Origin of the sequence: Vibrio tubiashii (assembly GCF_028551255.1) — a bacterium.
Classification (GTDB): Bacteria; Pseudomonadota; Gammaproteobacteria; order Enterobacterales; family Vibrionaceae; genus Vibrio; species Vibrio tubiashii_B.
The window spans coordinates 450,053-467,562 of the sequence record NZ_CP117030.1 but is presented as its reverse complement, the minus strand read 5'-3'; the positions used below and the strand labels follow the sequence as shown (position 1 = coordinate 467,562).

The 17,510-nt window shown below is 43.4% G+C and carries 18 protein-coding genes; 8 read left to right on the top strand and 10 right to left on the bottom strand.

Annotated elements, in window-relative coordinates; all coding sequences use genetic code 11:
* The first annotated feature begins 110 nt into the window (after nucleotides 1-110).
* A complete protein-coding gene (gene ppsA / locus LYZ37_RS17390) occupies nucleotides 111-2,498 on the top strand; it encodes a phosphoenolpyruvate synthase (RefSeq protein WP_272788107.1) in 2,388 nt (795 codons plus the stop codon).
* A 63-nt stretch (nucleotides 2,499-2,561) separates the two neighbouring features.
* On the opposite strand, the gene ompW is transcribed toward ppsA, so the two are convergent.
* From ompW to LYZ37_RS17370, 4 genes are all read right to left on the bottom strand, one after another.
* A complete protein-coding gene (gene ompW / locus LYZ37_RS17385) occupies nucleotides 2,562-3,206 on the bottom strand; it encodes an outer membrane protein OmpW (protein WP_272788106.1) in 645 nt (214 codons plus the stop codon).
* 237 nt (nucleotides 3,207-3,443) lie between these two features.
* Nucleotides 3,444-4,697, bottom strand: a complete 1,254-nt coding sequence (locus LYZ37_RS17380; RefSeq protein WP_272788381.1) for a peptidoglycan DD-metalloendopeptidase family protein — start codon at nucleotides 4,695-4,697, stop codon at nucleotides 3,444-3,446.
* A gap of 204 nt (nucleotides 4,698-4,901) precedes the next feature.
* Complete coding sequence (locus LYZ37_RS17375; RefSeq protein WP_004745615.1) at nucleotides 4,902-5,201, bottom strand: isoamylase early set domain-containing protein; 300 nt, start codon at nucleotides 5,199-5,201, stop codon at nucleotides 4,902-4,904.
* A gap of 117 nt (nucleotides 5,202-5,318) precedes the next feature.
* Complete coding sequence (locus LYZ37_RS17370; RefSeq protein ID WP_272788105.1) at nucleotides 5,319-5,930, bottom strand: hypothetical protein; 612 nt, start codon at nucleotides 5,928-5,930, stop codon at nucleotides 5,319-5,321.
* Nucleotides 5,931-6,000: 70 nt separating this feature from the next.
* On the opposite strand from LYZ37_RS17370, the gene LYZ37_RS17365 reads away from it, so the two are divergent.
* From LYZ37_RS17365 to LYZ37_RS17345, 5 genes are all read left to right on the top strand, one after another.
* Nucleotides 6,001-6,408, top strand: a complete 408-nt coding sequence (locus tag LYZ37_RS17365) for a GFA family protein (RefSeq protein ID WP_272788104.1) — start codon at nucleotides 6,001-6,003, stop codon at nucleotides 6,406-6,408.
* A 102-nt stretch (nucleotides 6,409-6,510) separates the two neighbouring features.
* Nucleotides 6,511-7,176 carry a YoaK family protein gene (locus tag LYZ37_RS17360; protein WP_272788103.1) on the top strand — a complete coding sequence of 222 codons (666 nt, stop codon included), beginning with the start codon at nucleotides 6,511-6,513 and terminating at the stop codon, nucleotides 7,174-7,176.
* A 237-nt stretch (nucleotides 7,177-7,413) separates the two neighbouring features.
* The gene (locus LYZ37_RS17355) at nucleotides 7,414-8,784 is read left to right on the top strand and encodes a YjiH family protein (RefSeq protein ID WP_272788102.1); all 1,371 of its coding nucleotides are present in this window, start codon (nucleotides 7,414-7,416) and stop codon (nucleotides 8,782-8,784) included.
* Nucleotides 8,785-8,944: 160 nt separating this feature from the next.
* Nucleotides 8,945-9,427, top strand: a complete 483-nt coding sequence (locus tag LYZ37_RS17350) for a molybdopterin-dependent oxidoreductase (protein ID WP_272788101.1) — start codon at nucleotides 8,945-8,947, stop codon at nucleotides 9,425-9,427.
* Complete coding sequence (locus LYZ37_RS17345) at nucleotides 9,411-10,520, top strand: GGDEF domain-containing protein (protein WP_272788100.1); 1,110 nt, start codon at nucleotides 9,411-9,413, stop codon at nucleotides 10,518-10,520. The genes LYZ37_RS17350 and LYZ37_RS17345 overlap by 17 nt, the downstream gene beginning before the upstream one ends.
* Here the strand turns inward: LYZ37_RS17345 and LYZ37_RS17340 are convergent.
* The 3 genes from LYZ37_RS17340 to LYZ37_RS17330 are packed head-to-tail and all read right to left on the bottom strand — an operon-like array spanning nucleotide 10,517 to nucleotide 12,226.
* Nucleotides 10,517-11,353 (bottom strand): CsgG/HfaB family protein, encoded by an 837-nt coding sequence (locus LYZ37_RS17340; protein ID WP_171320729.1) that lies wholly within the window; start codon nucleotides 11,351-11,353, stop codon nucleotides 10,517-10,519. The two genes, LYZ37_RS17345 and LYZ37_RS17340, sit on opposite strands and share 4 nt — an antisense overlap.
* A gap of 12 nt (nucleotides 11,354-11,365) precedes the next feature.
* Nucleotides 11,366-11,767 (bottom strand): curli assembly protein CsgF, encoded by a 402-nt coding sequence (locus LYZ37_RS17335; RefSeq protein ID WP_069669134.1) that lies wholly within the window; start codon nucleotides 11,765-11,767, stop codon nucleotides 11,366-11,368.
* Between the two features lie 9 nt (nucleotides 11,768-11,776).
* Nucleotides 11,777-12,226 (bottom strand): curli production assembly/transport protein CsgE, encoded by a 450-nt coding sequence (locus tag LYZ37_RS17330; protein ID WP_420794636.1) that lies wholly within the window; start codon nucleotides 12,224-12,226, stop codon nucleotides 11,777-11,779.
* A gap of 391 nt (nucleotides 12,227-12,617) precedes the next feature.
* Here LYZ37_RS17330 and LYZ37_RS17325 point away from each other — a divergent pair, with 391 nt between their 5' ends.
* Both LYZ37_RS17325 and LYZ37_RS17320 read left to right on the top strand, forming a co-directional pair.
* Entirely contained in the window at nucleotides 12,618-13,250 is a 633-nt protein-coding gene (locus tag LYZ37_RS17325) for a curlin repeat-containing protein (protein WP_272788098.1), read from the top strand.
* Between the two features lie 51 nt (nucleotides 13,251-13,301).
* On the top strand, nucleotides 13,302-14,321 hold the full coding sequence (locus LYZ37_RS17320; RefSeq protein WP_272788097.1) for a curlin: 1,020 nt from the start codon (nucleotides 13,302-13,304) through the stop codon (nucleotides 14,319-14,321).
* Between the two features lie 460 nt (nucleotides 14,322-14,781).
* Here LYZ37_RS17320 and pstB read toward each other — a convergent pair whose 3' ends face one another.
* Genes pstB through pstC form a run of 3 tightly spaced genes read right to left on the bottom strand, consistent with a single transcriptional unit; the run spans nucleotide 14,782 to nucleotide 17,432 of the window.
* A complete protein-coding gene (pstB, locus tag LYZ37_RS17315) occupies nucleotides 14,782-15,531 on the bottom strand; it encodes a phosphate ABC transporter ATP-binding protein PstB (protein WP_004745607.1) in 750 nt (249 codons plus the stop codon).
* Between the two features lie 57 nt (nucleotides 15,532-15,588).
* On the bottom strand, nucleotides 15,589-16,452 hold the full coding sequence (gene pstA / locus LYZ37_RS17310; protein ID WP_272788096.1) for a phosphate ABC transporter permease PstA: 864 nt from the start codon (nucleotides 16,450-16,452) through the stop codon (nucleotides 15,589-15,591).
* Nucleotides 16,453-16,502: 50 nt separating this feature from the next.
* Nucleotides 16,503-17,432, bottom strand: a complete 930-nt coding sequence (pstC, locus tag LYZ37_RS17305; protein ID WP_272788095.1) for a phosphate ABC transporter permease subunit PstC — start codon at nucleotides 17,430-17,432, stop codon at nucleotides 16,503-16,505.
* Nucleotides 17,433-17,510: the final 78 nt, after the last annotated feature.

The following is a 17,510-nucleotide window of genomic DNA, read 5'->3' as shown; positions in this document are numbered from 1 at the left end:
TATCGACAATAAAACCCGGGTTGCTGTTACGGCCCCCACAGCTTTGAAAATTCCTTGTGAATTTTTTTAAGCTTTTACGTAATCGTTTGCCCAATCCCTACAAAGCTGCAATGTTTCTGGAGAAAGACATGCAAAAGAACACCCTCTGGTTCGATGGCCTATCCATGGAAGATGTCGACAAAGTCGGCGGTAAGAATGCCTCACTTGGTGAAATGGTTTCTAACCTATCCAATGCTGGCGTTTCAGTACCCAACGGTTTTGCGACCACTTCCTACGCGTTTAACCAGTTCCTAGATTTTGAAGGACTGGATGATCGCATTCACCAATTGCTGGATGAACTGGACGTTGATGATGTAGACGCTCTGCGTAAGACAGGTGCTACCATCCGTCAATGGGTTTTAGAAGCCCCCTTCCCTGCTGATCTAGAGCAGGATATACGTGAAAACTACCAAGAACTTATTGGCGGTAATGATGAGCTTTCAGTTGCTGTTCGTTCATCAGCCACCGCTGAAGACTTACCAGACGCTTCTTTCGCTGGTCAGCAAGAGACTTTCCTTAATGTGAAAGGTATCGATGCTGTCCTTGAAGCAACAAAACACGTTTACGCATCACTGTTTAACGACCGTGCGATTTCGTACCGTGTTCACCAAGGTTTCGACCACCGCGGAATCTCGCTTTCAGCGGGCATTCAACGCATGGTTCGCTCAGACAAAGCGTCTTCAGGTGTTATGTTCACCCTAGATACTGAGTCAGGCTTCGACCAAGTTGTATTTATTACTTCTTCTTGGGGCCTTGGCGAAATGGTTGTTCAAGGTGCGGTTAACCCTGACGAGTTTTATGTCCACAAGCCAATGCTTGAAGCGGGTCATTACCCAATCGTTAAGAAAACCTTTGGTTCTAAACTGATCAAAATGATCTACTCAACCAACCAAGAAATTGGCAAACAGGTAGACATCATCGATACCTCAGAACAAGAGCGCCAAGCGTTCTCTTTAAACGATGAAGAGATCAAAGAGCTAGCGAAGCAAGCAATGATCATCGAGAAGCACTACCAACGTCCTATGGATATTGAGTGGGCCAAAGATGGCATTGACGGCAAACTGTACATTGTTCAAGCACGTCCAGAGACCGTATGTTCTCAAAGCGAGCAAAATGTTATTGAGCGCTATGAGCTAAACAATAAGGCTGACGTGCTTGTTGAAGGTCGAGCAATCGGTCAACGCATTGGTTCTGGCCCAGTCCGTTTAGTAGACTCGCTAGACCAAATGTCTTTGGTTCAAGATGGTGATGTGCTTGTCACAGACATGACAGATCCAGACTGGGAACCTGTGATGAAGAAGGCTTCTGCGATTGTGACTAACCGAGGCGGTCGTACTTGTCATGCTGCAATCATCGCCCGCGAACTTGGCATCCCAGCGATCGTAGGTTGTGGCACTGCAACGACTAGCCTTCAAGATGGCGCTACCGTGACAGTCTCTTGTGCTGAAGGTGAAACTGGTTACGTTTATCAAGGTGAACTTGAGTTTGAAGTTAAGCGCTCTTCAGTCGACGAGCTGCCATTGCTACCAACTAAAGTGATGATGAACGTAGGTAACCCAGATCGCGCCTTCGATTTCGCACAACTTCCTAACGAAGGTGTAGGCCTTGCGCGCTTAGAGTTCATCATCAACAAGATGATTGGTATTCACCCGAAAGCACTATTGAACTTTGACGAACAAAGTGACGAGCTAAAAGCCGAAATCAGTCAGCGTATTCGTGGCTACAAAGACCCTATCGATTTCTACGTGAGTAAGCTAACAGAAGGTATTGCCACGATTGGTGCTGCATTCTGGCCAAAGCGTGTGATTGTTCGTATGTCAGATTTTAAGTCTAACGAGTACAGCAATCTAGTTGGTGGTAAGAGCTTTGAACCGCACGAAGAGAACCCGATGCTAGGTTTCCGTGGTGCATCGCGTTATATCTCACCAGTGTTTGAAGACTGTTTTGAGCTTGAAACACAGGCAATTAAACGCGTTCGCAATGAGATGGGTCTGAAAAACGTCGAGATCATGATCCCATTCGTTCGTACACCAAGCGAAGCCGCATCGGTTATCGACCTTCTAGCTAAGTTTGACCTACGCCGTGGCGACCAAGGCTTGAAAGTGATTATGATGTGCGAATTACCATCGAATGCGGTACTCGCTGATGAGTTCCTAAAATACTTTGATGGCTTCTCTATTGGTTCAAACGACATGACTCAGCTTACGCTTGGTCTTGACCGTGACTCAGGTGATGTTGCACATCTATTTGACGAGCGTAACCCAGCGGTGAAGGCCATGCTTCAAATGGCCATCGATGCGGCAACCAAAGCGGGTAAATACGTCGGCATCTGTGGACAAGGTCCATCGGATCATGACGACCTAGCGGAATGGCTGATGGCTCAGGGCATTAGCTCTGTTTCACTCAACCCTGATACGGTTATCGATACTTGGTTGAAGTTAGGTAACGTAAGCAAATAAGCTTGCTTGATATGAAGAAAGGCTTCCAATTGGAAGCCTTTTTACTTTGTGGTTTAAGCGAGTTTAAAACTTGTAGCCACCGCCAATCATAAATACCCAAGGGTCGATTTCTACTTTAGTTGAGTACTGCTTGCCGCCAGCTTTATATGAAGCAGTTGTATCGATATCTGCATACCAAACTGAAGCATTTAAGAACCAATCTTCGTTTAATGAGTAGTCCAGGCCCACATTAGCCGCTAAGCCCCATGAGTCTTTTAGAGATAGGTCGCTCAGGCCAACATCATTTTTCGCTTTGCTATTTAGTTCTTCACTGAAGAACACAGTGTAGTTAATACCGGCACCTAGATAAGGGCGGAACTTACTGTTCGACTCGCCGAAATAGTATTGAACCATAAATGTTGGTGGTAAGTGCTTAGTTTCTGCCAACTCACCAACACCATTTACAGAAATATTGTGCGAGAACGGCGTTGCAGCTAACACTTCAAAGCTAATGTTGTCTGTGAACATGTAGCCTAATGTTAAGCCCAACTGAGTGTCTGAGTTAACCGAGAATTTAAGCGCAGGGTTGTCTAGCACAGCACCACTGCTGTCGTTAGGCGAAACAGTGGCTGCGCCTACACGAAGAATAAAGTCACCCTCTTTATGAGCAAACGCGTTTGCTGAAGCGAGTGTTGCTAGAACAGTTAGGCTTAAAAGTGTTTTTTTCATTTTGATTTCCTTTTGTAGGGTTTTGTTTTATTGATTGAAGGAATCATTGTTATTTGCGTCGCAAAGTAGCACATAAAAACCATACAAAATTGAGGGAAATCAATTTGTGAAAATTATTGAGTATGCAGTTACTTTTTTATCGAGACGATCACTAAAAGATGTAACATTGATGACATTTATGTAATGCAACTTTTATGTTCATCACCCACTAAAAAAGCTCCCGAAGGAGCTTTAAACTTAACTGGTACTCGCACTATTTGGTTGCTTAGCGAGTTCGATTTCCCTTTGCTTAAGCATCTTATCCATTTCATCTCGATGAGACTGGAATGATGCCATCTGCTTCTTCGGCACTGAACTTGCCATTGGGATATTGGCTTTCATTGCATTGACAGGTCTGCCACGGTCAATCAACTCATAGTGAATATGAGGGCCAGTGACACGCCCGGTTGCACCTGATAAACCAATGCGCTGTCCGCGAGAAATCTTCTGACCTTTACGTACCAAAATCTTACTCAAGTGAAGGTAACGCGTTTTGTAGCGACTTCCATGTTGGATCACTACGTAGTTACCAGCGTAAGGGTGTTTACGCGTCATGATCACTACCCCATCACCCGTAGAGACAATCGGCGTGCCAGTTGGAGTTGCCCAGTCTGTACCATTGTGTGGTGAAACGCGCCCAGTTACCGGGTGCTTACGAGTTGGATTAAAGTTGGAGCTTAGACGGTATCGACCATTAACCGGTTTACGTTGGAAAGCCCGTTGTAAGCTATCACCATTGTAATCGTAATACTGACCATCACTATGGAGATAAGCGGAAAGAACTCGTCCACGATTATAGATTTTAATCGCCTGAAGCTCTCGATTACCGGTAAGCTGCTCTCCAACAAACTGGCGTGACTGAACCACTTCAAACTTATCGCCCGAACGCAAATCTCGGGCAAAATTGATCTTATCTTTTAATAAGCTGACAACTTGTTCGATTTCACTCTTTCCTAAGCCAAGTGCATTAACTGACTGGGAGAAGCTGCCATTAATTTCCCCAACCATAGGGAAGGATTTCCACACCCCGGGGATTTTAACATCGGCAAACTCATAGCTACCGTCATCGAGTCGGCTATAGACCGCGCGTTCAACTAAGCTAAATTCAAGCTCCATTTTGCTCAAATTGCCCGTCTCTTCGTTACGCCAGAACCTCAATGTGTTTCCAGGTTTAAGAGTATCTAAAGCAAGGAAGTTAAGATCGGTTTCCATGATCTTCATGAGCTCGCTATAACCAAAACCTAACTGATCAAAGATGGTGCTTAGGTTATCGCCAGATTGGATTACGTATTCGTAGTCAGGGACGTCACGTACAACTTCATTGTCGAGTAAGAAATCGGATACAAGAGAAGATTCAGGGAGAGAAAGATCAATAGTGCGATGGTACTTATCATGCTTAGGTGCGCTAGATATCGCGACTGCAGCTAAGAGAGGTAAACTCACCACCATCATTTTTTTTGGTCTAGACAGCTGTTGGAAGCGGGTCTTCAAACTTCTAGTTAGCACAATTTGACCTATTACCTGATATAAACAAAGGCATAAGGTTACGAATTTATCTAGAAGTTGTCACCTTCGAAATGTCAGATTTAAACTAAAAAAGGCGCAGATTGCGCCTTTATTGGTCTAAATTAGCAGTTACTTCTAAAGTTATCGCTGTTACTGATAAGTCGACACTAGGCCGTTATCTTCACCAAACCCATTCGGTCGATATTGGTCTGCGTTTGGATCATTGATCCATTTTTCTTTATCTACCAAATACCTAAATTCGAACTGACTGTCTTTTGGCAAACGAGTCTTAAACTTGTATGACTTCGATTTTGCCACTTTTTTCATTTCCGTTGGCTGCCAATCCAAAAAATCAGCAACGATAGCGACAGATTGACCTACTTCTTCCGCTGCAAGCTCAAAGGTAACTTCAACTTCATTTTTCGTTTTGAAAAAACGTTTATTGATCATAGTTTACTCCGTTAACGACAATTAATTTCCATCTCATAACTTGTTAGGTCAAATCATAAGCAATCTATCACACATACTCAATACTGAATTCAATGCGGATAACTTGGGTCTTTAAACCTATTGCTTTGCTAAGCTATCTTGCTCAGTTACCTTGAAAAGTATAGTGGTTAATTGAGAAGGTTCTTCTGACATTGCTTGATGTTCATCACGTTGTAAGAGTTTCACCGTCACTTGATTTTCAATGGCAGAAATATCTTTGATTCGAACTCTATCTCCCAAAAATGCAGAGCCTTTTGTCACCATGCGCTGCCTAAAGTCATCGTATTTAGACACGATTAAGTAGTGAAAAACACCTGAACCTTGGTTACTTACTACTAATGGCGACACGTAGGTGGTCTCATTTACCTGCGTGATAAAGCGAGTATCTATCGACACCTCACCACGCTCAGCCCCGTCTTCGTAGGTACCTTTAACAATCTGTGGTTGCTCCATATCATCTATAAATGTAAAGGCACTACTTTCTGGGATTCTAATCGTCCAAGGGTTGACCGTTTTAATCGAAAACAGGCTTTGCATTACTCGATCTGACTGAGAGACTTGGTTAGGAAATTTGGCTAATATTTCTTCATCAGTAAGACTGAACCGATAAATCCCTGCCACAGCGACTATGATTAGCAATACGATTGGAATCAAAAGGATAAGTGGGACAGGTAAAATGCGTTTTTTCATGTGAGTTAAGGTCTTATAAAAGCGATACGTTATTCGCCTCCATGTTAGCAGGACACTATTAGGAGTTAAAATGGAACATCAGAAGAAAGTTCGAATCGCAGATTGTAGCTGCGGCCAAGTTAGCTTAGTTTGTCGAGGAGAACCCTCTCGTACTTCAGTTTGTCACTGCTTTGAGTGTCAAAAAAGAACGGGCAGTGTCTTTGGCGTACAAGCGCGATTCGAAAAACAGCAAGTTTCTTTTAGCGGCGAGTTGATTGAGTACACCAGGATAAGTGATTCTGGCAATGAAGTGACCTATTCGTTTTGCCCTAAATGCAGCACAACGATGTTGCTCCGACTGCAAGCGGCACCTGATGCTATTGTTGTGCCCGTAGGCGTATTTAACGAACATGACTTACCCTCACCAAGCTTTTCAGTTTATGAAGAGAGGAAACATGGTTGGGTCAAATTTGATTGCCAAATGGAGCACTACGATTAGATCTTCTCGACTCATTGTTTCGGATCAATGTTCTCCGCATTTTTCTCCTACCGAACTCTGCATACTCGCTCTATAATTGCGCCCTAATCTAAGGAGTCAACTTTGATCACCAAACTCCCTCGCTGGGTAGAATATGGCGCTTTTCTACTCGCTTTACTCGCTGGCACCGTAAACGCAATTGGTCTACTCGGCTTCCAGCACCAAGCCGTTTCACATATATCCGGCACAGTCACTCTCTTAGGCACGTCAATCGAAGCCCTCAATGCGCAAACCGGTCATCTATTTCTAATCCTGTTTAGCTTCCTATTTGGTGCGATTCTCAGTGGGTTGTTTATAGAAAGTACAGCACTGAAGTTGGGCCGCCGATATGGTATTGCCTTGTGCGTTGAAGGCTTTTTGTTGCTTGGCGCTTATTGGCTGCTTGATAACAACTACCTTGCCGGGCAGTACTTAGCTTCTGCGGCTTGTGGATTACAAAACGCCATGATCACGACATTTAGTGGAGCTATTGTTCGCACTACGCATATGACAGGAATCATTACTGATCTTGGATTAATGATCGGGGCAAAGTTACGGGGAGAAAGCTTTGACTATCGTAAAGCCAAACTGTTTATGTTTATTTTCTGCGGATTTTTATTCGGTGGTATCGTTGGCGCCAAGGTATTTTCTATCTACTCAATAGCCGCATTGCTGCTGCCTGTAGCTTTAGCCTTCCTACTTGCGATCACCTACTGGCGCTTCTTATCAAACCGTAGCGCACACAGATAATGTGCCACTAAACTTGAAACAGACAAACAAACAATTTAACATTCTCGACACATTTAACCACTAAATGATAAATACCCAACGCTTTATCTTGAATATTTAGCGATATTTATTGAATAGTATTGCAAGGATGCATAAAAGCCATTAATCTTGCGCCAATTTGATAATATATGGACGTTTAGTGAATAACTATGCCACCCTGTGGCTATACTATTTATCTAGTTGTAACCCGAGAAACGTATGCAAAATAGCGCTCAATCAACAGAACAACCAAAAACTAAAGGCAACTTTTGGATGTTCTTTATCCCTTCTTTGATCGGTTTGTTCCTTTTTATGGCTCCGATCAGCTACGAAGGTGATATTACTATCCCTGTCGCAGTACTAGCGAAATCTATCCAAGCGATTTTTGGCGACCACCTAGTAGGCATGGTGACAGCGATCATCGCCTTTATGGCCATTGCGTCTGCCTTATGTCGTATCAAAACGCCGACTTTTATTGCTAATAGCGAATTCTTAAACGGATTGTTCAATCCAAGCCCACTGTGGTTAGCGGTACGATTGATTGGTGGTGCAGCCGTTGTTATGACTTTCTTCCAAGTCGGTCCGAATGCGGTATGGGAAGAAAATACCGGTGGTTTAGTGCTAGAAGGACTGCTACCGACGTTATTCTCTGTATTCATCTTCGCGGGTTTGTTGCTGCCACTTCTACTGAACTTTGGTCTACTGGAACTGTTTGGTACTTTGCTGAGTAAAATCATGCGTCCAGTGTTCAACTTACCAGGACGCAGCGCCATTGACTGTATGGCTTCATGGTTAGGTGATGGTTCTGTCGGTATCCTTCTGACAAGTAAGCAGTACGAAAACAAATTCTATACCCAGCGTGAAGCGGCCGTCGTTGGTACTACCTTCTCTGCGGTATCGATTACTTTCAGCCTTGTTGTAATCGCGCAAGTTGAGTTGGAGCATCTGTTCCTGCCGTTCTATGGTGCGATTTGTTTGGCTGGCTTGGTTGCGGCGATCATCATTCCACGCCTTCCTCCATTGAGCTTTAAGAAGAACACATTTATTGATGGTTCTGAGCCTGCTAAAGATGCCGATGCGATTCCTCAAGGCCATACCGCTTTCTCTTGGGGTCTGGATCTAGCACTGAAAAAAGCCGCTCAGGTGAAATCGGTTAAAGGTGTATTTGGCGAAGGTGTACGTAACGCCGTCGACATGGTGTTTGGCGTGCTCCCAGTAGTGATGGGATTAGGTACGATTGCGCTTGTGATTGCAGAATACACGTCTATTTTCAGCATTCTCGGCCAGCCTTTCATCCCATTCCTTGAACTGCTTGGCGTGCCTGAAGCGGCGGCGGCATCTGAAACCATCGTGGTTGGCTTTGCGGATATGTTTATTCCAGCCATTTTAGCGGCGTCAATTGATAACGAAATGACCCGCTTTGTGATTGCAGCTATGTCGGTAACCCAGCTTATCTACATGTCTGAGGTTGGTGCTCTGCTTCTAGGTAGCCGCATCCCAGTCAATATCTTTGAGCTGTTCGCAATATTTATCTTGCGTACCTTAATTACCCTGCCAGTGATTGCGGGCGTTGCGCATCTCATATTCTAAAATAGAGTGACTAAGCCCCTTCGGGGGCTTTTTTATTAGCTATTAATTACCACTTTGTGGTTAGTTATCATGTCCTCAAGGAATTAAAATTCCCTTAATAATCATCTCATCATATAATTAATGATACATTACATAATAGCCATACTCGCAAGGAGTGCTTATGAGGTGGACACTAGTATTCGTATCACTTTTACTCAGTTTTCAAGCTACCTCTTCACAATTGGTAGTTCGAGTCGGCGAAGAGCAAGTCGTTCATCTATCACATACTGACGTTACAACTAAACTCTCTGCAAGCTCATTTACCACCAAGCTTCCTTGGTATGCCAATACGAATAAGTACACCGGGTTTAAAGTATCTGAACTATTGAACTACCTCTCAATAGACGATGCATTCTCTGTCTCTTTTATCGCCCTCAACGATTATGCAGCAAGCTCCCAAATTGAGGACATTCTGAAATATCAACCCATTGTTGCCTATAAAATGAATGACAAAAATATGAAGGTTCGAAATAAAGGCCCGTATTGGTTGGTCTTTAACTTAGATGAGAACCCAGAGATCGATAACGCCGTTTTTCATTCACAGATGGTATGGCAAATCGACGAGATAATGGTACATAGAAAACAAGATGTGGAAACTAACTAGCGAGAACGACCCTTTTTCTTTATTGAAGTTTGCAAAATACCTGCTGCTTGTGCTCTGCGTTGTATTGATCATCGCCAATCTCCATTTTCTTGCGGGTACTCGACAACATGCACAGTCGTACAGCGAGCAGCAAAACCAAGCAACATGGTTCTTATTGCAACTCACTAAAGAGTTTACTGAATTAAATACCATTACTCCTTTTGCCGCTGATGACCAAAACTATCACGATAAGGTGCTGTTAAAGTACGAGTTAACTTGGTCGCGTTTCGATTTACTCCTTACAAGCAATGAAGCAGACTCCTTTGTCGCTTTGCCAGGGGCACGGGCTTTTTTCACCAGTTTGTTTACGCAATTTCAATCTCTTGAGCCTAAACTTGAGCAACTTCAAACCAAGCAACAAGCTCAATTACTCGGTCAAGAATTTGATCATATATATCGGTCGATGATTCGTTATGTAAACACCAACTTTCGGGTTAAAAGCCCGCTCTATGAACACCAACAAACCGCAGCAAGCGAGTTACACCAGATGCAACTCGCCTCGCTATTTTTATTGATAATCTGTGTTGCTCTTGCCACCTATATACTGCACAAGGAAACGGAGTATCATAAACAGCAATCTTTAACTGACTCACTAACCGGCATTCCCAACCGACTCGCGCTGTTTACGGATCTAAGGCGAAAAATCGCGTCGGATCAACCGTTTCACTTGTTCTTGCTTGACCTCAATGGGTTCAAAGAGGTCAATGATCGGTTTGGTCATCAGGCTGGAGACCGAGTACTTATCGCCTTTTCTAAGCGACTCAGCCTGTTAGATGCCGAATGCTATCGTATTGGCGGCGATGAGTTCGCCATCATCACAACTAATATCGAGTCACAAAACGTTTCGCTGTTTGCCCATAATATTCACCAACGAATGCAAGAAGCCCTACTCGTCACTGACGGTACAGTGATTCATGTCAGCACGAGTGTAGGCAGTGCTCATTTCCCTCATGATTCAGACGACCTTCATGATTTGATGCTTATCGCTGATAGCAATATGTACCGCGAAAAACACACTTCTCGCGATATCGATATCTCAAACTCTGTGGGTTAAAGAACTTGATGAGTTTGTCTCGCGTATTTTTGCAATATCTCATGCTTAACATCTTTGTCGCTTTGCGGTTGCCATAAACCTCGCCCAATTCCACCAACAATCATATGGATAACTGCCGCATCAATTGCTGACATGACGGCGACATTAACAGGTTCATTATTGGTATAACCTAACTCGATTTCTAACAGATCTTTGTAGTCGACAAATCGAAACGATCCAGCGGTTAGCTCATGAGAGTAGATGGTTTTACTTGTTGTCACGCTAAGCAGGATTTGACCAGTTCTCACGTTAACCGCCCTCAGATTAACGGTAACTTGATCCGTTCTATATTGCCCCGAGCCTCCAATCCCAAGATAACGCGCACCAGCACCACCAGTTTTGATATTGGAATCGTAAGCAACTATCCCGCCTTCAATCATCACATTGGCCGAACTCAAGGCCGATAAATCATCACCATGATTGGCCGCGCCTTGCCCTTTCTTTTGCGCAGCACGAATGATTTTCCGCTCTGTAAGTAGATTTTGTAACCCCTCTCTTTCTAGGGGAACAAACCATTTTGAATCAAGTAAAGAAGCAGTGAGCAAAGCCGTTCCGCCTTGAGGGACAGCGGTAGAGAAATTACTGTTAGGCTGTGGCTTGTACTGCCCTGTTTGGTCTCGGAAGTCATACACCGACACCAAGATTTTTCCCTTAGGCAGAGGCAAGCTTACCAAGTCTTGGTATGAAGAACCACGTGGCATCAGTGTCGGAGCCTCATTTGCATCAGGCATATCCATCGAGTAACTACAACCGAACAACGAAAGAGACCCTAAAAGAAGTATTAGTGTTTTCATCTTGTTCCCTTTCTATTGATCCGGTTTAAGGCCAGCCACTTTAATTTCTGTCGATTCACCCGAGACCTTATCGACGATTTGAACAATCAAGGCACCATTGTTATCAACAATGTTCAGGAAAAACTCATCCGTTTCCAACTGACCTGTGTTGCCATTACCCACATCAGCAAGCAACTGACTAATTAAGCGTGATTGCAAACTATTCGCCAATCTTTCTAGGGACGATTCCCCCTCAATGGAAGAGCCATCATCGGGTGCCTTGTAATCATTAATTGCATTAGCGACGCCGAACAAATGAGCGCTGTTAAGTGCATTACCACCAAAGCTTGGGTTTACCGGTGTATAAACAAGCTCGGTAGCATGCGCACCGATTGCAAAGCAACACATTGCCCAGACTGAGAATTTGCCTTTCATTGTTTCCTCCTAAAACTCATCACGTTCTAGATCAAACGTATCCTGATAAGCCAATTGAGATTTCCATCGAATCAAATACGACGTTAATATATTCAATGCTTCTCTAGCTTTGTCTTCAGCATGCTTTCTTCCTGGAGAAAGTGCTGTTCTATAAATAATTTTTCCTCGGTGAAAAATACTAATAATGCTGCCCGAGAGAGCCGTTGGACGCTCTTTAACGGTTAGGTTCTCTTTTAGTGAACCGTGACGCTCATTAACTAATTGACTGAAATAGAAATAAAAATCATCACCAAGGCGTGTCATTGTTCTATCAATTATCAATCCATTAACTTCATTTTCTATTAATAAATTTTCATCATTGGCGGGAGTCGAACTTTTAATCTCATTATCAACATTAGCAAAAGAGGTAAAAGAAGTGGCTATTAATAAATAACACACCATGTTATATGCCAATTTCATCTCTACCCTCTAAGACAGACATTAATTATTACAACTTATATCAATTACGCTCCTCTTAAAACATATTAAAAGCATTGAATAGTATATTCTCATTATTAATACAGTGCATTTCTCATTTTAACTACACCAATTTTATTTCGTAAAAGTAAAACAACTAACAAATACAAACTCAATAAAACACATATTATCAACAACTTATAAATCTACATAAACTTTATGGTTAATAATGGCGTATCAAAAATTAAACTATCATGTGTCAAACTTAAGAATCAATTCATACTAATACCCCGTACGCTATTAATATAATCAATTATAAGTTGATTGTATTTGGTTCAATGAAACTCATAATTACCTCAACTCCCGCAAACACCGGAGTTACAAGGAGGTATAAGTGAATAAACAGCAAAAGGTAATACTTTATTTTGTTGTCTTTTCAGCTTGTTATTCAAAATTTGGGCTAGCCAATAATACTGATTTTTCTCAATTAAACGAGATGGCTCAGGAGCTTGGTGAATTTTATGATGAGTCGGCTATTTATGCTGAATTAGAAGACCGGATCTTACCTTATAGCAACTACGCTGAAGTTGTTTTAAATAATGCTCACGATTCGGAGGTATTGATCAATCAAGTCAGTTTAGGTAGCGGGACAAATAAAGCAAAGGTTGTCCAAACCAACGTAACTAGAAATAAAGCAGCGATTACGCAGACAGGGGTGAATAACCTCGCCGTCATTGAACAAAAAGAAGGAGATAACAATTACGCGGAAATCAAGCAGGCTGGTAACGGTCACAATAGCTATATCAGCCAATACGGCAGTGACAATATCGCCTATTTAAGGCAATGCAAAGGGTTCGATTGTTCTCAAACTGATCACGCGAGTGATATCAGCATAGTTCAAAACAATGACGATAACTTCGCACTCGTCGTAGATAGAGGAAACTCTAGCTACGGCATACAACAGGATGGGGGCGACTCCATCGTAATTTTTAGCAATATGAATCGCGGTATTTACGTTAAGCAGTAATTAAGGCGTAGAGGATGAAAATCAATACAAATATACAAAAAGGATCTATTCATGAAAAAGTTAGCGATTACTATCTCGGCTATTCTAGCATCTGGTGCAGTATACGCGGGTAACGAAGCAACCACTCAACTTCAATATGCGTATGGCGATGATGTCCAGATCACCCAAAACACTACCCATGCAAACCCGTCACTTGGTAATGACGCTTTTGTTTATATGACATCAACCTACAAGAATGACACGGTTATTCTACAAACAGGCGATCAAAACACAGCGACGGTCGACGCAACTCACGCTCAGCGTTCTGACTTTGACATCACTCAAACAGGTGACAAAAACAAAGCTAAAATCAAAACTCAGGGCGTCTATAACCGCTATAACGATCTCGACATCGTTCAAACAGGCGATAACAATGACTCGAAGATCTTCGTGACATCGGGTGATTACAACGATGCTGACGTGAGTGTTCAAGGTAACGGCAATATGACAGTCGCCAGTTTCAATGGTGCTAGTGCTGACAGAAACCATATCCAAACGCGCATTGTGAATGGTGACAATAACAAAGTGAATAGTGCGGTGAACAATGGATACCGAAATGACGCACATGTCACCGTTTCAAACAGTGACTCTAACACTATTAACACCACTCAAAATGGCGATTTCAGCCGAGCGTATGTCAATGTAAGAGGTGGTTCAGATCTCAATGAGGTTGATGTGACTCAAGATAACCGAAATTACGCCAGTGTTAGCGTCTACTGGGGTAGCGATGGTAATGATATTGATATCAACCAAGATGATCGTAACCAAGCACGTGTCTATGTAAGTGGATACAGCAATGATAACGATGTTGATATTGATCAAGACTACAATAACCGAGCGCGCGTCTACGCAAATGCTTACAGCAGCGATAATGAAGTTGATATCGACCAAACCTCTCATAGCTCTAATGCGTTGGTGAGCCTAACCTACTCTAGCAATAACGATGTTACGGTTTGGCAAAATGCCCATGACTCTGCAAGCGTGACGGGGTTCGCCTCAAATCATAACACTGTAAACATCATTCAGAACTAAACGAATGAATGGGTACGATATGAAAATTGCGGTGCTGCTATGCACCGCTTTATTGATCTTTCCTCTCCATACCAGTGCCAAGGGAAGTAGCGGTTCTATGTATACCATTACCGACTATGCCCGACTTGTGTGTGAAGTCCACACGTCAGGCGTTCAGCTAGTTATTTCGAGTCACTCAAACACCCCCGAAAACAGCAAAATTAAAATCAGTGGAGCTAACTCGGTACAAACTTCTCTAACAGCCAACTCCCGTCTAGGGTTTCATTTTATGGCCTCAGATTTCCCGTTAACTCTTGAGATTACAACACCCGAAAACTCAACGCGATTCTCTCTCGATCAAGATTGCCAACTTAGACAATTAACCCGCTAAGTCAAAGCAACAGAGACAAAAAAGCCCCTCATAGAGAGGGGCAAAGTACCATCGCTTATAGTTATAATTTTGTCTTGCCAGTATTTGATATCAACCAAAGTCACCGTTTACATAACCACGAGTTCGGTCGTCTTGAGGATCGCTAAAAATCACTTGAGTATCATTGTGTTCTACCAACTCTCCCATTAGGAAGAAAGCAGTACGGTCAGAAATACGGCGTGCTTGCTGCATGGAGTGCGTCACGATAACGATCGTATAGTTCTTTTTCAGCTCTTCCATTAACTCTTCGATCTTATGAGTTGCGATTGGGTCAAGTGCTGACGTTGGTTCATCCATCAAGATGACATCAGGCTCCATCGCAATGGTGCGCGCGATACATAAGCGCTGCTGCTGACCACCCGACAAACCGAATGCGTGAGATTTCAAACGGTCTTTCACTTCATCCCAAAGCGCAGCACCACGTAGAGATTGCTCTACAACTTGGTCGATGTGCTTTTTGTCTTTAATGCCTTGAGCTCGAAGACCATATGCTACGTTCTCGTAGATGCTCATCGGGAATGGGTTTGGCTTTTGGAACACCATACCTACTTTGATACGCAGATCTGCGACATCAATGTTGCCATAGATGTCATCGCCATCCATCTCTAATCGACCGGTTATTTTTACACCTTCAATCAGGTCGTTCATGCGGTTCAGGCAACGCAATAGTGTTGACTTACCACAGCCAGATGGACCAATCAGTGCCGTAACTTGACGCTCTGGTACTGGAAGGTTGATTGATTTCAGTGCTTGGTTTTCGCCGTAAAATAGATCTAGATTTTCAATATCAAATTTGTTCATTGTCTTAATCTCTTAAATTCTGTAATTCGTGTCTAACTATGCTGACTTGGGCTAGCTTTAGTAGGTTGCTTTGTTAAAGCGACTAGCGATCAATTTGGTTGTCATATTGATCAATAAGACCACGACAATCAGCACTGTTGCTGTACCGTATGCTTGATTCCACTCTTCAATAGTGAACAGCTCGGTAGTTAGCTTATAAAGGTGAACCGTTAGTGTGCGTCCTGAGTCGAGAAGAGAATCTGGAACTCGCGCAACCATACCTGCTGTTAGAAACACAGGTGCGGATTCACCAATTACACGACCAATACTTAGAATGACCGAAGTTAAGATACCTGGTGTCGCGCTCGGTAGAATAAGACGCCAGATAGTATAGATTTTTGAAGAGCCCAGTGCATAAGAGCCTTCACGGTATGTTTGTGGTACTGCCATCAACGCCTCTTCCGTAGTACGGATAATGACTGGCAGAATAAGAATACTCAGAGTTAAAGCACCCGATAGAATCGAGAAGCCAAGACCAAGAATCGCAACGAAGAAGGTCATACCAAATAGACCAAAGATAATCGAAGGAATACCGGCCAATGACTCAGTACAGAAACGAATAACTTTAACTAAGCGACTGCCCACCTTCGCATACTCAGTTAGGTAGATAGCCGTCATAATGCCGAGTGGCGCCGCAACCGCGATCGATGCAATAACCATGTAAATGGTCGATACGATCATCGGGAAAATACCCTTTTCTTCGCCAGTCGCGGTGTAGTTATCGGTAATGAACGCCCAATCCACGTGCTTGAGGCCATTGGAAAGAATGTACCAGATAATCCAGAACAGGAATCCGACCGTGAGTGCCGCTGCGGCCCAAATGAAGGCATTTAGGATATTGTCTTTGGTCTGACGAGCCTTCTTAAGTTTTGCTGTATCCATTTGCGACGCCTTTGTCTTAATAGGTGATTGATTTACTTGAGACATAGTCATTACTTCGCTTTTTCACGGTTAAGGTAAAGCAGAACCGCATTCAGAGACATAATAAACACCAGTAGAACAACACCGGTTGCGTAAAGTGCGTTCGCGTGGACACCACTTGCGTAAGACATTTCAATCGCAATGTTCGCCGTTAGAGTACGAGCAGAGTCAAGGATACCCTCTGGCATCGCTGGCGCATTACCCATAACCATAATGATGGCCATGGTTTCACCAAGCGCGCGACCGATACCCAGAATCACACCTGTCATGATACCGCTTCGAGCAGCAGGCACTAACAGTTTGAAAATAGTAAAGATCTTCGAAGCACCTAACGCCAATGAGCCTTCTTTGTAGGTTCTTGGTACTGCGCGAATCGACGTTTCAGATACCGTAATAACTGTGGGAAGAATCATCACACCTAGCACGATGATACCCGCTAGAATCGTGTTACCTGCCGGAACGTTGAAGATTTCTTGAATCAGAGGAACGATGATTACCAAACCGAAGAAGCCGTAAACGACCGAAGGGATACCTGCCAAAAGCTCCACCGCAGGGCGAATAATATCAGCAACACGTTTAGGCGCGATTTCAGCAATATAGATTGCCGTTAGAACACCAACTGGCACACCAACCACAACCGCACCTAAGGTGGATACCACAGAGGCAACAATCATGGTAGCAACGCCGTAAAGCGCTGGCGGTAGCCAATCTTGGCCTAGGACGATGCCAGAAACACCCGCTTCTTGGAACGCTGGGATACTTTCTTTAACAATGAAGTAAGCGATAACCGCTAGAGAGACAATACCGATAACCGCACTGGTTAAAAACAGGCCATGGAAGATTCTTTCTTTCCAATCTACACGTTTTTGGGCACGCAGACCTGACTTGTTTAGTTGAGTCGCTTCAGTATTCATAAGCTTTTCACTATTTGCGATGGTCATATGAAAATCTCACAGTTCGAGCTGCAAAGCAGAGTCGAAATGGATTGAAAACGCTCAGCCCGAAAAGGTGGGCTGAGC

Bases quoted from the DNA above. Each gene is read 5' to 3' on its own strand.
- LYZ37_RS17320 (WP_272788097.1), top strand. From the start codon at position 13,302: ATGAAAAAGTTAGCGATTACTATCTCGGCTATTCTAGCATCTGGTGCA.
- pstB (WP_004745607.1), bottom strand. From the start codon at position 15,531: ATGAACAAATTTGATATTGAAAATCTAGATCTATTTTACGGCGAAAAC.
- ppsA (WP_272788107.1), top strand. From the start codon at position 111: ATGTTTCTGGAGAAAGACATGCAAAAGAACACCCTCTGGTTCGATGGC.
- pstC (WP_272788095.1), bottom strand. From the start codon at position 17,432: ATGACCATCGCAAATAGTGAAAAGCTTATGAATACTGAAGCGACTCAA.
- LYZ37_RS17375 (WP_004745615.1), bottom strand. From the start codon at position 5,201: ATGATCAATAAACGTTTTTTCAAAACGAAAAATGAAGTTGAAGTTACC.
- LYZ37_RS17335 (WP_069669134.1), bottom strand. From the start codon at position 11,767: ATGAAAGGCAAATTCTCAGTCTGGGCAATGTGTTGCTTTGCAATCGGT.
- ompW (WP_272788106.1), bottom strand. From the start codon at position 3,206: ATGAAAAAAACACTTTTAAGCCTAACTGTTCTAGCAACACTCGCTTCA.
- LYZ37_RS17350 (WP_272788101.1), top strand. From the start codon at position 8,945: ATGAGGTGGACACTAGTATTCGTATCACTTTTACTCAGTTTTCAAGCT.
- LYZ37_RS17345 (WP_272788100.1), top strand. From the start codon at position 9,411: ATGTGGAAACTAACTAGCGAGAACGACCCTTTTTCTTTATTGAAGTTT.
- LYZ37_RS17355 (WP_272788102.1), top strand. From the start codon at position 7,414: ATGCAAAATAGCGCTCAATCAACAGAACAACCAAAAACTAAAGGCAAC.
- LYZ37_RS17365 (WP_272788104.1), top strand. From the start codon at position 6,001: ATGGAACATCAGAAGAAAGTTCGAATCGCAGATTGTAGCTGCGGCCAA.
- LYZ37_RS17370 (WP_272788105.1), bottom strand. From the start codon at position 5,930: ATGAAAAAACGCATTTTACCTGTCCCACTTATCCTTTTGATTCCAATC.
- LYZ37_RS17380 (WP_272788381.1), bottom strand. From the start codon at position 4,697: ATGATGGTGGTGAGTTTACCTCTCTTAGCTGCAGTCGCGATATCTAGC.
- LYZ37_RS17340 (WP_171320729.1), bottom strand. From the start codon at position 11,353: ATGAAAACACTAATACTTCTTTTAGGGTCTCTTTCGTTGTTCGGTTGT.
- pstA (WP_272788096.1), bottom strand. From the start codon at position 16,452: ATGGATACAGCAAAACTTAAGAAGGCTCGTCAGACCAAAGACAATATC.
- LYZ37_RS17330 (WP_420794636.1), bottom strand. From the start codon at position 12,226: ATGAAATTGGCATATAACATGGTGTGTTATTTATTAATAGCCACTTCT.